General features: G+C 35.4%; 15 protein-coding genes. 9 read left to right on the top strand and 6 right to left on the bottom strand.

Annotated features, from left to right (window positions below):
- Nucleotides 1-13: 13 nt before the first annotated feature.
- On the top strand, nt 14-2,764 hold the full coding sequence (locus tag ACE01U_RS11005; protein WP_395579453.1) for a TrlF family AAA-like ATPase: 2,751 nt from the start codon (nt 14-16) through the stop codon (nt 2,762-2,764).
- Nucleotides 2,765-2,829: 65 nt separating this feature from the next.
- On the opposite strand, the gene ACE01U_RS11000 is transcribed toward ACE01U_RS11005, so the two are convergent.
- The 3 genes from ACE01U_RS11000 to ACE01U_RS10990 all read right to left on the bottom strand — a co-directional run bounded on the left by ACE01U_RS11000 (nt 2,830) and on the right by ACE01U_RS10990 (nt 4,849).
- A complete protein-coding gene (locus ACE01U_RS11000; protein WP_395579452.1) occupies nt 2,830-3,312 on the bottom strand; it encodes a hypothetical protein in 483 nt (160 codons plus the stop codon).
- 10 nt (nt 3,313-3,322) lie between these two features.
- Complete coding sequence (locus tag ACE01U_RS10995; protein WP_395579451.1) at nt 3,323-4,294, bottom strand: YidC/Oxa1 family membrane protein insertase; 972 nt, start codon at nt 4,292-4,294, stop codon at nt 3,323-3,325.
- Between the two features lie 138 nt (nt 4,295-4,432).
- Nucleotides 4,433-4,849: a WYL domain-containing protein gene (locus ACE01U_RS10990; protein ID WP_395579450.1), complete on the bottom strand. Its 417-nt coding sequence runs from the start codon at nt 4,847-4,849 to the stop codon at nt 4,433-4,435.
- 318 nt (nt 4,850-5,167) lie between these two features.
- On the opposite strand from ACE01U_RS10990, the gene ACE01U_RS10985 reads away from it, so the two are divergent.
- Genes ACE01U_RS10985 through ACE01U_RS10965 form a run of 5 tightly spaced genes read left to right on the top strand, consistent with a single transcriptional unit; the run spans nt 5,168 to nt 6,659 of the window.
- Nucleotides 5,168-5,311, top strand: coding sequence for a hypothetical protein (locus ACE01U_RS10985; protein WP_171264921.1), 144 nt, complete (start codon nt 5,168-5,170; stop codon nt 5,309-5,311).
- Between the two features lie 10 nt (nt 5,312-5,321).
- Complete coding sequence (locus tag ACE01U_RS10980) at nt 5,322-5,498, top strand: hypothetical protein (protein ID WP_004984352.1); 177 nt, start codon at nt 5,322-5,324, stop codon at nt 5,496-5,498.
- Nucleotides 5,498-6,190: a hypothetical protein gene (locus ACE01U_RS10975; protein WP_395579449.1), complete on the top strand. Its 693-nt coding sequence runs from the start codon at nt 5,498-5,500 to the stop codon at nt 6,188-6,190. The genes ACE01U_RS10980 and ACE01U_RS10975 overlap by 1 nt, the downstream gene beginning before the upstream one ends.
- Nucleotides 6,180-6,485, top strand: a complete 306-nt coding sequence (locus ACE01U_RS10970) for a hypothetical protein (RefSeq protein WP_395579448.1) — start codon at nt 6,180-6,182, stop codon at nt 6,483-6,485. The genes ACE01U_RS10975 and ACE01U_RS10970 overlap by 11 nt, the downstream gene beginning before the upstream one ends.
- Before the next feature lie 12 nt (nt 6,486-6,497).
- A complete protein-coding gene (locus ACE01U_RS10965) occupies nt 6,498-6,659 on the top strand; it encodes a hypothetical protein (protein ID WP_171494584.1) in 162 nt (53 codons plus the stop codon).
- 13 nt (nt 6,660-6,672) lie between these two features.
- Here ACE01U_RS10965 and ACE01U_RS10960 read toward each other — a convergent pair whose 3' ends face one another.
- From ACE01U_RS10960 to ACE01U_RS10950, 3 genes are all read right to left on the bottom strand, one after another.
- A complete protein-coding gene (locus ACE01U_RS10960; RefSeq protein WP_395579447.1) occupies nt 6,673-7,356 on the bottom strand; it encodes a hypothetical protein in 684 nt (227 codons plus the stop codon).
- Between the two features lie 5 nt (nt 7,357-7,361).
- Nucleotides 7,362-8,735 carry a hypothetical protein gene (locus tag ACE01U_RS10955; RefSeq protein ID WP_395579445.1) on the bottom strand — a complete coding sequence of 458 codons (1,374 nt, stop codon included), beginning with the start codon at nt 8,733-8,735 and terminating at the stop codon, nt 7,362-7,364.
- A 105-nt stretch (nt 8,736-8,840) separates the two neighbouring features.
- Nucleotides 8,841-9,197, bottom strand: coding sequence for a helix-turn-helix domain-containing protein (locus tag ACE01U_RS10950; RefSeq protein ID WP_395579444.1), 357 nt, complete (start codon nt 9,195-9,197; stop codon nt 8,841-8,843).
- Between the two features lie 106 nt (nt 9,198-9,303).
- Here ACE01U_RS10950 and ACE01U_RS10945 point away from each other — a divergent pair, with 106 nt between their 5' ends.
- The 3 genes from ACE01U_RS10945 (at nt 9,304) to ACE01U_RS10935 (ending at nt 12,755) form a co-directional block, all read left to right on the top strand.
- Entirely contained in the window at nt 9,304-9,477 is a 174-nt protein-coding gene (locus tag ACE01U_RS10945) for a toxin-antitoxin system HicB family antitoxin (RefSeq protein ID WP_151836570.1), read from the top strand.
- Between the two features lie 131 nt (nt 9,478-9,608).
- The gene (locus ACE01U_RS10940) at nt 9,609-10,004 is read left to right on the top strand and encodes an ogr/Delta-like zinc finger family protein (RefSeq protein WP_067666240.1); all 396 of its coding nucleotides are present in this window, start codon (nt 9,609-9,611) and stop codon (nt 10,002-10,004) included.
- Between the two features lie 9 nt (nt 10,005-10,013).
- The gene (locus ACE01U_RS10935) at nt 10,014-12,755 is read left to right on the top strand and encodes a toprim domain-containing protein (RefSeq protein WP_395579443.1); all 2,742 of its coding nucleotides are present in this window, start codon (nt 10,014-10,016) and stop codon (nt 12,753-12,755) included.
- The last annotated feature ends 3 nt before the right edge of the window (nt 12,756-12,758 follow it).

Raw genomic sequence — 12,758 nt, 5'->3', positions numbered from 1 at the left:
TAAGGTTTTTTAAGTGAATATAGTAGGATCAAAATGGTGGAAGTTTGATTTTCATACACACACGCCAAATTCTTGCGACTATGGAAAGGGAGACAAATCCTTAACTTTCCCTCAACCTAAAGAATGGTTAAATGATTACATTGCTGCTGGTATTGAATGTGTAGCTGTTACAGATCATAACTCTGGTGATGGAATAGATTCACTAAAGATAGCTGCCGAGGAAATATTTAAAGAAACGAATAAAAAGATACATATATTTCCAGGCGTGGAAATAACAGCAAGTGGAAATGTTCATATTTTAGGAATATTTGATCCTTCAAAAACAGGTTCTGAAATTTCGGCGATAGTAGGTGCTGCAGGTTATCGAGGCCAACATGGCCAGAATGAAACGGTTTCAGATAAAAGTGCATTAGAAGTAATTAAAGAAATTAAAAAATTTGGCGGTATTGCAATTCCTGCACACATTGATCGTCCTGCTGGTTTATGTACACAAGATGCGAGAACAATAACTAGTATTTTAGAAGAAATACATGCTGTAGAAATTATTTTTCCAAATAAAGAAAATGATAAATACCCATTATCCAAATATAAAAATATAAACTCTGAAAAACCATCCGTCATAGGTTCAGACTCGCATCACCCAAATGATGTTGGCAGAGGTTACACATGGGTAAAAATGTCAACGCCAAGTATTGATGGCTTAAAGTTAGCTCTAATTGATGGAAATACGTCAATAAAGAGATTCGATGATCTTCAAGAAAATGAAAATCCAAATCAATACTCCAGTACACTTTTACATAGCATACAAATCAATAACGCAAAATATGCAGGAAGAAAGGAACCCCTGCAAATCGACTTTAATCCTTGGATGAATTCAATAATTGGAGGGCGAGGTAGTGGTAAATCTTCAATTTTAGAATTTATTAGAATTGGAATGGATAGAAGTAATGAACTCTCAGAACTTGCTGCAGATAATGAATTAAAAAGAACTTTTGAAAGTTTCAAGAAATCTGGGAATGAAAGAAACGATGAAGGTGTCATGCTCCCAAATACAAATATTATGTGTATGTATATTCGTGATGGCCTCTACTATCAAACTCACTGGGATAACTCATCTAATCAAGTTAAAATTTCAAGATGGGATGGCAATCAATGGACTATAGAACCAGGTGATGTGAAGAGTAGATTTCCAATAAAGATTTATAGTCAAAAACAAATTTTTGAATTAGCTAAAAACCCAAACTCTCTGTTGAAATTAATTGATGAATCATCAAACGTTAATTATCAACAATGGATAATGGAATGGAACGAAAAAAAATCCCACTTTAATACTCTTCGAAATAGACAAAGAGAATTACAAGTGAAACTTCAATATAAACCTACGTTACAAGGACAATTATTTGATATCAATAATAAAATTAAAACTATTGAAAATTCAGGTCATAGTTCAATATTTGAAGCATACAACAACAATATAAACAAAGGGTTAATTATCCATCAGATCATAAATGAATATCAAACTCTACTTGAAGAAATGAATAAATTTCACCAAATAAAAATCAACCTATCCTATTTAAGCATATTAGACTCTAATAATATTAATGAAAAACCACTTTTAGATCAATTAAACCAACTCGACAATACTGTTAAAAACTCCTCAAATATAATACAACAACAATCATCTATAATACGTAACGGTTTAAACAATTTTATAAATTATTATAGTACGTCCCCATATATGGAAAATTCCAAAAAAATCAACTTAGATTATAAAAATTTAAATAGTAAATTTAACGAGGAAAATATTAAAAACCCTGATCAGTATCACATTCTATTAACCCAAAGAGATATGATCGAAAAAAATATTTTAGACCTTGATGAAACAGAAAAAGAAAACAAAGAAATTAACTCATCTATTAATATACTATACAACGAAATAGTAAATTTAAGAAAAAAACTAACCCAAAATCGTGCATCTTTTATTAAAACAAATTTAAAAGATAATGATGCAATTGAAATTAAAATATCTCCACTTGCAGATGAAAGAGATATTGAAAGAGATTTTAGGAAAAAAATACATAAAAATGACAATACATTTGTCTCTGATATTTATGATACCGAAAAAGAAACTGGGATTTTGTACAACTTAAATCAAATAATTAATGAATCAGGAGAATTAAATGATATAAACGAATTTTTAGATAAACGGTACGAAATACTTGATAACTTCAAATCACAACTATATAAATATGAAGAAGGAACTATTCTTAACACAAAGTTAAGTAAGAGATTCATTGATTATTTTTCACAATTACCGCCAAGTACTATTGATGATTTAATACTATGGTTCCCTGAAGATAAGCTAACAATCAAATTTAACGATGGAAAAAAATTCAAGGATGTATCTCAAGGTTCCGCTGGTCAAAAAGCTTCTGCAATTCTTTCATTCCTATTGTCTTACGGGACAGAGCCGCTTATTTTGGATCAACCCGAGGATGATCTAGATAACGGTTTAATTACAAGTCTAATTGTAAAAAAATTAAATGAAAACAAACATAAAAGGCAAATCATTGTAATAACTCATAACCCAAACATTGTAGTCAATGGAGACTCTGAATACGTAGTTTCACTAAAAGGTCATGGTCAAATCATGATTGGCTCTGCTGGAGCTTTGCAGGATGCAGAAGTGAGGCAGAAAGTTTGTGAAATTATGGAAGGTGGTGAAATTGCTTTAAAACAACGATATCGTCGAATGATTCCATAATACATATACGCATGTTTTTCATGCATGAAGAACATGCGTATTTCTCTTATGCAAATTTATGCATATTAATTTAAATTAAAAGTACTTCTTATAATTCTTTCTTCTGAATATCCATTTTCCATTACATCTATTATCAAATTATATTCCTTTATATTTGCTTTCAACATACCTTGGCAGCCAATTCCCTTTTCTACATTGCGCAAATACGGCATTAAAGGATACTCATCCATATTCATATAAATCAGTTCAGAAAAGTTTAATTCATTGTGATAATTAAATTGATCAGCAGTTAAATCTAAATAATCGTTTCCGACTTTCAACCACCCATGTATCACTGAAATACCATTAAATGAAAAATCACCTTTCCAATACTCAGAATTAATACCCTTTTGTAGTAAATAATACATAAAAAGATCAGAAGTACAGCCACAAGTACCTCTAGGAAATTTTTCTAAATAGCCTTTTGTAATTACAGGTGGTAACTGCTTTAAAGCAATAATTGCTTTTCTAAAGTTTACAGCCATATCTCTTATTTCATCTGAACTCATAGTTACATCCTTATGGTTTTTTAAGTAATTCTCTACTAGCTTTAACTAACTCTGTTCCTGCAGCAAGCTGATCCTTTATCAAGTCCCCAACTTTATCATTCTGAGTTTGATCCAGTTCTTTACCGAAGTACTTCAATGCCAACTCTTTAATTAACTCATGCTTGTCTTCTTCTTTCAGCGATCGAACATGAATTGGAAAAGCTGTTATTTCAACATGGGTCTGGTACGCTTGTTCTTTTAATTTTTTGGCATGTGCAGACCGCCTTAAAAAAATTGTGCATAGAGTTATTCCTACAGTTAAGATTAGTACTTTAACAGAAATAAAAATAACCCAATCTATAGGCTTAAATATAGCTGAAACTAAAATAGAAACCAGTGTAAAAACAATACTAGTAATCAGTGCTCCACCAAAGTAAATATTATTTAATTCATATTCTTTATTATATTTATTATGTAAATCTAAATAAATTTGATCTGTTTCTCTCATTTCAAGCGCTAAACGTGCTGAGTCAAAATCCTTTACTTTTTCTTCTATTTCTTTGATTTTAGGTGCTAAATTTTCTTCAATTAACTGTTGAGACTGTTGGTTAGAAATTCTAATAGGTAATATTTTTGAATTTAGTAAAATTATTGATTTCTCAAGAATATCTATAAGTTCTTGTATTTTATCTGTATCCGTTGGGCTATGAAGTAAGGTCTCTGTCTCATGATCAAACCAACTTAAGGAATTATTTAACTCCTCAAAAATTTCTGATGTATTACGAAACTCTTTCAATTCATTAACAAGAGAAACTAAATAATCAAACTTTGAAAGAAATATTTTTACTAATTTATTGAAATCATGAAGTGACATCGGAGATACATTTTCTTCGATTTGTCTGATACCTAGATGTTCAAGGCCCTCCTTGAATCCAACAATATGATGTGTTACGGATTCAATTATATTATCAACTTCTTCTCGATTATAGTTATCATCAAACATACTTATCTCTTTACTCTGCCCCCATGCATCGTATCAGCATGACCCGATCCATTAGCTCACAATGAGCCAAAGCATTGTATCAAAAAGAACTTTTCTTCTATATATAAATAGAATAAAGAATAGAGTTATAAAAGAATGCTAAAAATATTTTTTCAAATAACTTAAAATTTCATCAGTACTCTGCAAGTTAAAACTATTCTTCTCAGTCGACATACTTTGAATTCTATCTACTCTGAAAGTTCGGTCTTCACCAGCACTGTGGCAATATGCATCGACATACCAATGCCGATTTTCTTTATACACCCTATTGATCGTAATGCTTCTGAATGAAAAATTTTGTTTAAAGTCTTCATAATGAATTACATAATCCTGATTTCTTGGGTTAAGCTTTTTTATAGAATCGACTTCAGTCTTCTCAACATTTTGAGGAAATAGTTTTTTCAAAGCTTCTCTTAATTCTTCTTTGTTTTTTGCTTGATTTTCTGGCTTAAATTGCCCAGTAGCCAAACTGTAAATGCACCATACAACCAACAAAATAGCTATTAATTCAAACATTATCACCCCCTAGAAAACACTAAAAGCTAAATTCTATCTTGACTCAAAATCACAACCTAGCTATATTTTTAAAAATCACAGCAAAATCTGTGATCAGGCGTGGAAACCTGTTTATTATCTACAAGCGCAAAATCAAAGTCGCTTATGCGGCATTTTTTTTGTCTGACTGTTTAGGTCTATCCGTAATGGTAGGCTAGACAGGGCAGCTTCGTGCTGGCCGTTACTTGTAGAGCGGTATTTCCACCCCTGTTTAGTCTGCCACCATTCCGTGGAAAGGATGTTGGTAGGTGTTAAAACTTATCTACAAGAGACTTAAACATGAACACTCAAAACAAAAGTGTGCATTCAGCACCCGTACGCCTCGACACCCTCTGTCTACAACGCTTACAAGCATCTAACTTTGCTCAACCTCAAATTCATAAACAAATTTTAAATTTTATTCGCCTACGTTTCACACGTTAAGGGGAATCGTATGCCTAAAATTTATATCAACACTGAACTCGGTACAGAAAAACGCTGTACCCTTTGTGGCGACTACTACCCTCTCGACACAGATTTCTTCTATAAAAATGGTATTTGGCGTGGCAAAACACAATGGAGATCACATTGTAAAGCTTGCTTCACTGAAACCTATCGGGGAGAAAAATAATGAAAAATATCCTCCTTCAACAACAGGAATATCCACTCATTGCCTCCCCTCAGCTTGTAAAAGAGCTGGGGACTGCAGCAGCCACGTTCTTACAGAAATTGCACTTCCTTATCAGCGAGACACGCAAGTACAAGCAGAAGAAAAATCTCACTGTTTACTTAAACCGTAAATGGTGGTTTCACACCTTTGAAGAATGGCAATCGACACTGGGTTTGTTTAGTGTTTCGACCATCAAAAGAGCTGTGGCCAAACTCAAGGAACTCGGTTTAATTGAGATTAATAAGCTCTCAAAAATTAAGTCTATACGGGTGAATTACTACACCATCAACTATAAAAAACTAAAGCAACTGTTCGGCATCGTCACATCACAGCCAACTAAAAAAGATCCTGGTTCTCCATCCCCTGCTGAGCCAATCAAAGGCAACGACACGCCTATTCATCCAGTTGCAACAAAAGAAGATTTATCAGTCTTCCATAGCGACTATCGTTCACTGTATTTACAGCTTCGCCAATACAAACTGGACATTGCTCATGACGATCCACGACTGCACCAGTGGCTTAATATCGCCCGAAAAATAATTACCTACACCGCTTCAGCACCAACACGGCTAAACATCAACAGATGGCAATGGCACACGCCTGAACAAATATTACCAAGCGAATTTTTACGAGGGACTGATCATGGGTATTGAAAAGCACGTTATGCGCCTACAAGAGCCAAGTACGAAGAAGCGTAAGTTCTTCATCAGTTCTAAGCATTTGTATCGCTTACTAGACACAGACGTGTCATATAAAACATTCGTTGAAACCAACATTACCTGGTCTCGCCTGCGTGAAAATATCGACTACCATTTCAATGAGCAGCACGAAACCTACAACCTTTCAATCTGTGCTGTGCAGGCCATTTTGATATTAGAAAATACAGAAAAAAGCTGGCGATTCTTCAATGAACTGTCCGACCTGATAAACAACGGTTTTAACCGTTAGAGGGGGAATATCATGGATATTCAAACAAGATTATCATTATTAGATCAGCACTTATCTTTACTCATTGAGTCGACGGAAAGCTGTGATTCTTTAACTGGAGAGTCTGTGGCTGCGACATTATTTATCATTCAGGAACAGGTACGGCAGATTCAAAAGGCTGTAGATAAAGAGTAATAAAAAAGCCCTCTTAGGAGGGCTTACTATTTCTGTCTAAAAGAATGATAGTTCTAGGTTTTTCTATTGCTTTATATTTTTCACTTGCTGCATTTAATTCTTTGATGAAATCATCTGCGTCTTTAAGCCGATCCTCTAAAACTAAAAACAAAAATGCTAATCCGATAAAAGCACACCCAATAAAAAAAAGTGAAATATTAACAACTACCTGCTTCCCACTTGAAGTATTTATTGCTAGAAAAAACACAGCCCCTATTAAAGCAAAAATAAAATATCCCGCTATAAATAAATAACGTCTAATGGTAGGGCCTAGGAGTGGAAAAGACTTGATAGTCAAATCTCTTGATATATCCAAAGTTTGGCCTTTTTTATAAGAGATATATTGAATACCGTAATCAAATAAAAAAATCATCCGATCAAAATTAACTAAATAATTTTGATGTAGCTCTATCAGTTTATTGACCAAGTTATGGTCTACATTTGGGCTTTTAGCTAAATCCTGAGCAGCTCTATCTAACACAAGCTGATTCGTCTGCCCTCTCTCATAATATTTTTCAAAATATTGAATACTTGAAGAAAGCCTGTCAGAAATTTTCTTATGCTTCAGACTTGTTATCTCATGTCTTTTAAGAAATAAAGTAATGATAGCTACAAGAGCTCCAGCTATAGGGGCAACGAGTTTCCAATCAATTTCCATAGTTTTTATTCTTTTACAAATACACTTGGAATAATAGGCATAGCACACCACTGCGCTAGACTATTGTAACTTCTTCCTAAACTTTTGATCAGATCCAACGCTTTGCCCCCTTTATCAGCTAAAGTATTTGCTTCTGTACCAACTTCGTTAGCATCTCTTAAAAACTTAGCAAGTTTCTTCATACCACTGGAGTCTTTAACTTCCTCTGGTTGTTCAGAGTTTCTATTAACTTCTAATGCATTCTGAATTGTGGCAAGTCTATTCTTCAAAGCTTCACTATCCGCAAGATCAATTAAATCTTCTAGCACATCATTAGATTTAGTAAATTCAGCCTTGTGATTAATAACAGTAGTTTGAGAGTTTTGTAGCTGATTATTGATATAAATCGGTGAGTTTGGACGAACTAATGCCTGACCAATAACATTTTTTAAAAACTCTTTATCTTTTTGCAGTTCAATAATTCTATGTTCTTTCATTTCAACAAGCTGATGCTGAAATTTTAACTCTGATTCAAAAGTCCCTAATTTGGTTTTTAATTCAGCAACATCTAAATAATTATCATAGAATTCCTCTGGTTTTATATCCTGATGAATGACAAGACCAAATTCGTCAAATGCACGTTCTATGACTTCCTTATTACCATTTTCACATTCTACAATTAAGCGAACTCTATCATCTTCTTGTTCAATTTTCACTTTAGCATTTTGTTCAGGATATTTTTTGCGCATAACCGTGCCAAAATAACTGAGAATCCCTAATCCAGCTTGATAATGCTCTGGTTTAAACTCTATGGAACGTTCAATCATAATAGGTTCATTTGAATTTTCTTTTTCTATTAATTCTATATTATCAGCTTCAAGGCTCAAACCAAAAATCAAAAATGGAAGTGTACTCTGTATCGGTAACATCTCCTCGAACTCTTTGATAGTACTTTCCCAATCACCCATTATATCAGTGATATTATTACGTTTTAAATTCAAAACATTTTTATTTAGGTTTAGCAGAATTCCAATATCAATGTTATTTTTCAATTTTTCTTCTGCAAATCTCAATCTGCGAAAAATATAATTAGTTAATGTATCTGAAGATGATTCAAACTTAACACAGACTCTATTTTTGATTAATCCTAAAGAGTTTCTGCTTTCTCTAACATCTTTTATTTCTATAGATTCAATCCATCCTTCTTTTTCCATTTTTTTTTCAAAATCATTACCTGTAAACATTATTTTTTGTAGAATATCTGTATCAAATTTAATATTTCTCAAATATTCAAAATCATAGTTTTTAATAAATTTCTTCAACTCATTAAGCTCGGCTTCATGGTCAGTTAGTAATTTCTCCCAAGCTCCGTTATAGCTAAGTACTTTTGTAATATACATTTTATGCTCTTATAAACTTAACAATTTTAAATTGCTCAATTTATAGCATTTTTCTTTTGTTTATAGAAGTTCGGGTAAATGGGCTTTTCTCATTTACCCTCTTAATTACTTTTTCCCAAAACTCTCTGCAAAATTACGCACTAAAGTCATTAGCGTCTGACGCTGCTCAGGATCAACCTGATCCCAACATTTCATTAACTCTTTGGCTTCATCAGAAAGCAAATCAGGTTGAGTCCGTTCACCAGTAATCAAATACCAAACGTCCACACCCGCTTTATGCAGTGCTTCTAAGTCTTCCTGCCCCATAACGCGCTCGCCTTTCTCGTAGCGCATTACAGCCATGTTTTTCTTACCAAATAACGCAGCGAAATCTTTTTGTGACAGATCTAAGCGTGATCGTTCCTGACGAAGGCGTTCGCCTCTTTGATCGTTATTCTCATTTACCATTTGGGATAAATCCATATATTAATTATCCCAATTGGGATAATATTGCTTTGCTTATTTACCATTTTAACAAAGTTCTCTATTCACCACAGTTTAATAACTGTGGACTCAAAAGGAAACAAACATGGCTACTCAAGAGTCTCAAAAAGAAGTACAGATCAGCTTTCGCACTACACCAGAAAATCGTCGTCTCGCTCGTATCGAAGCAGCAAAGCTCAACATGTCACTGAACGAATGGATTAAAAGCCTTGTTGAAGCTGAACTAGATACTTCCTCTCAAGAAACAAAATCATCATAAGGCACACCTTTTGAGCCACTCACAGATTTGCGGGGTTCCGTTTACAGATTTTTACAATTCTGTGTAAAGCAAGAAATATTAAGTACTTGGTGTCGGGAGCAACAACTACTTAATTCAATTCAGAGGTAATGATGAGTAAATCAATTGGTTTCTACTGCCCGCACTGTGGAAGACGTATGTATGTATCTAGTCGCAAAAAGCCCTCTCCTCTCTTACACGAACTGATTGTGAGCTGTCAGAACGACCAGTGCCTTGCTAGCTTTGCAGCCAGTCTAGAAATGGTTCGTCCCATTCAAAACAGCATCAATCCAAATATCGAAGTTCAAACCGGGTTACCGCAACACAAACGTCAATGGGAAGTAGAACTTGAACATCACCTGTCCAGTTTAGAAACGATGACCGTGATCGACAAACAACAAGAAAACTATGTTGAAGGCTTTATCTCTGCCTTATTTCACTCATCCACGATTGATTTGACCAAAGCCAGTGTCTACCGCAATCGGCTTAAACAAATCAGACTCTTATAAGGCGTAGATATGTATCAACTACAGCAACGGATAGATGACCGACTCAACCAGTTATTCCATTTCAAGAAAAAAGGTGAATGGTATCGAGAGGGAGTCTGTCCGAAATGTAAAGAAAAAGAGCTCTACACACATGCCATCACCCCACGCATGGTGAAGTGCGGACGGATCAATAAATGTGGTTATGAAGAACATGTCAAAGAGATCTGTGAGGAGCTTTTTAAAGACTGGTCAGAGTATCACCCTCAAACAACAGCAAACCCACATGCAGCAGCAGATGCTTACCTCAAAGAAGGCCGTGGTTTTGATATCTCAAAGCTCAAGGGACTGTATACCCAAGAGCTGTATCGTTCACCTAAAAACCGAAGCCTCGTTACAGCGACCGTTCGTTTTAAATTAGCTGAAGGCATTTATTGGGAACGTCTGATCGATCGTCCTGAGCGCTTCGAGCGCATGAAGGCTAACTTCATTGGAAAGTGGTCTGGACTAGCATGGACAGTGCATGATTTAGATGCACTTTGTAATGCGGGTAGCATTTGGATTACTGAAGGTATCTTTAATTCGATCGCACTTAGTCAGTCCGAATTGATCAGTATGAGTAATATGAACAGTGGGAATTATCCTTCTGTTCTTTTGGAGCAAATTAAAAACCGCTGCCATGAACTCAATAAGAGCAGACCGCGCATAGTTTGGGCTTTGGACAATGATCCTGCAGGAAAAAAATATCTAGCAAAACACCATAAACGTGCAACGGATGAAGGTTGGATTTCTACTGCTGCCCTACCGCCTGCGCCAATGAATGGTAAATCTGTCGACTGGAATGATTTATTCCAAAGAGGACAGCTCACAGCAAAAGACCAGGATAAATATCTACACTTTGGAAAGTTACAGATTTCTGAAACACCTGAAGAAACAGGCTTATTTATCTATAACTTTTACGGCAGCAGTCTAAGCCAATTCTTTTTTAATCACCGTTTCCGTACCTACTGGTGGGAGCTTGATTATGAAAAATATAACAAGGCTGTTCAGTATGTAGAAGAATCTCAAAGCACTGTACTGACTGAAGAAGAAATACGGATTCAAGCCTTAAAGACCTGTTCTTCAGCGAAAGAAATTTGCAATGCTCAACTTGAGCCGCTTTATTTCCAACGAAATGAAATTACCGATGAGTCCTGGTACTACTTTCATATTCAGTCACCGTGGGGTGAAGTTAAAACCACATTTACAGCAGAGCAAATGTCCTCACGCAGCAAGTTTAAACCGCGTGTATTAGCTGTATTATCGGGAACCATTTGGTCAGGTAACGACCATCAGCTAGAAACATTCATCAAGCGTAAAACAGAGCGTCTACGTGAAGTAAAAACTATCGACTTTATTGGTTACTCTAAAGAATATGAAGCCTATATTTTTGATAAGTTTGCTGTGCATAAAGGTCAAGTTATCCACAAAAATCAGCATGACTTTTTCAAAACAGGGAATAAGGAAATCAAAACCTTAGCTGCATCTCCTGTTATTCATTTAAATGCAAAACAAGAGTTTTCACCGACATGGTGGAAAGACTTTTATGCGCTTCAAGGTGAGAAAGGATTAATCCTTTTGGCTTGGTGGACAGGCACATATTTTGCCGAGCAGATTCGCGCTATCAATTCCTCTTATCCATTTTTTGAGTTCGTTGGACAAGCTGGCTCAGGTAAATCCACCATCATTGAGTTTTTATGGAAGCTGAGTGGCCGTGAAGCCTATGAAGGTTTCGATCCAAACAAATCAACCAACGTGGCGATTTACCGTAACTTTGCCCAAACGTCCAACATGCCCATCGTACTGATTGAGGGTGACCGTAACGACCAGGCTGGATCTCAAAAAGCAAAGTTTAGTTGGGACGAATTAAAAGATGCTTATAACGGTCGAGCAATTCGCTCTAAAGGCTTAAAAACCGCAGGCAATGAAACCTATGAGCCTCCTTTCCGTGCTGCGGTGATGATTAGCCAAAACACCCCGATTCAAGCATCTGAAGCAGTGCTATCTCGTACTCTGCATATTTCTGTAGACACTAAAAACCACAGCTTAGAGAAAAAGCATGTTGCCACTCGACTGACGCAGATGAGTTTAGAAGATGCATGTAAATACATGACTTTTTGCTTAAAGAATGAGGAAAGCATCCTCAAAACATATACCGAAAAACATAAAGAAATTGAAATTGAGATGCATCAAAAAGGCATTACCAATACCCGTATCGCCCTCTGTCATGCCCAAGTGTCGGCCATGATTGATGCCATTGCGGAGCATGTCTTTAAAGATGCAATCGATTTATCTGACATCTGTGATGCCAAAAGATATTTAGAGGGTATGGCTATGCGACGTATTGAAGAAATTGCAGCAGATCATCCATTTGTTCAACAGTTTTGGGATGCCTTTGAATATCTCAATAGTATTCGTGGTACCAGTTTCCAATTGAACCATTACTCAAATACAGACTCGCAGATCGCCATCAATCTAAACGAAGTCTATAAAGTTGCTGCACGTAATTATCAGGCTTTACCTGAGATCAATGAAATGCGGAATTTATTAAAAACGAGTAAACGCTACAAATTTATTGAGGCAAACAAAACCGTTCGTTCATCACACCAACCTGCAGATGAAAGTAAAGCCATTCAAGGCTATGGCAATCAGCCAAGTATTAAAGAAGATCGTATCGTCAAATGCTGGATTTTCTCTAATCCTTATCAAGCAAAGGTTACAGGTGGAAAAAAATGAATA

It is taken from the genome of Acinetobacter halobius (assembly GCF_044130335.1).
GTDB lineage: Bacteria > Pseudomonadota > Gammaproteobacteria > Pseudomonadales > Moraxellaceae > Acinetobacter.
The sequence above is the reverse complement of the archived record's forward strand: the minus strand, read 5'-3'. Positions and strand labels throughout refer to the sequence as shown.

Bases quoted from the DNA above. Each gene is read 5' to 3' on its own strand.
- ACE01U_RS10995 (WP_395579451.1), bottom strand. From the start codon at position 4,294: ATGTTTGATGATAACTATAATCGAGAAGAAGTTGATAATATAATTGAA.
- ACE01U_RS10950 (WP_395579444.1), bottom strand. From the start codon at position 9,197: ATGGATTTATCCCAAATGGTAAATGAGAATAACGATCAAAGAGGCGAA.
- ACE01U_RS10945 (WP_151836570.1), top strand. From the start codon at position 9,304: ATGGCTACTCAAGAGTCTCAAAAAGAAGTACAGATCAGCTTTCGCACT.
- ACE01U_RS10970 (WP_395579448.1), top strand. From the start codon at position 6,180: ATGGGTATTGAAAAGCACGTTATGCGCCTACAAGAGCCAAGTACGAAG.
- ACE01U_RS10975 (WP_395579449.1), top strand. From the start codon at position 5,498: ATGAAAAATATCCTCCTTCAACAACAGGAATATCCACTCATTGCCTCC.
- ACE01U_RS10955 (WP_395579445.1), bottom strand. From the start codon at position 8,735: ATGTATATTACAAAAGTACTTAGCTATAACGGAGCTTGGGAGAAATTA.
- ACE01U_RS10935 (WP_395579443.1), top strand. From the start codon at position 10,014: ATGTATCAACTACAGCAACGGATAGATGACCGACTCAACCAGTTATTC.
- ACE01U_RS10965 (WP_171494584.1), top strand. From the start codon at position 6,498: ATGGATATTCAAACAAGATTATCATTATTAGATCAGCACTTATCTTTA.
- ACE01U_RS10990 (WP_395579450.1), bottom strand. From the start codon at position 4,849: ATGTTTGAATTAATAGCTATTTTGTTGGTTGTATGGTGCATTTACAGT.
- ACE01U_RS11000 (WP_395579452.1), bottom strand. From the start codon at position 3,312: ATGAGTTCAGATGAAATAAGAGATATGGCTGTAAACTTTAGAAAAGCA.
- ACE01U_RS10940 (WP_067666240.1), top strand. From the start codon at position 9,609: ATGAGTAAATCAATTGGTTTCTACTGCCCGCACTGTGGAAGACGTATG.
- ACE01U_RS10980 (WP_004984352.1), top strand. From the start codon at position 5,322: ATGCCTAAAATTTATATCAACACTGAACTCGGTACAGAAAAACGCTGT.
- ACE01U_RS10985 (WP_171264921.1), top strand. From the start codon at position 5,168: ATGAACACTCAAAACAAAAGTGTGCATTCAGCACCCGTACGCCTCGAC.
- ACE01U_RS10960 (WP_395579447.1), bottom strand. From the start codon at position 7,356: ATGGAAATTGATTGGAAACTCGTTGCCCCTATAGCTGGAGCTCTTGTA.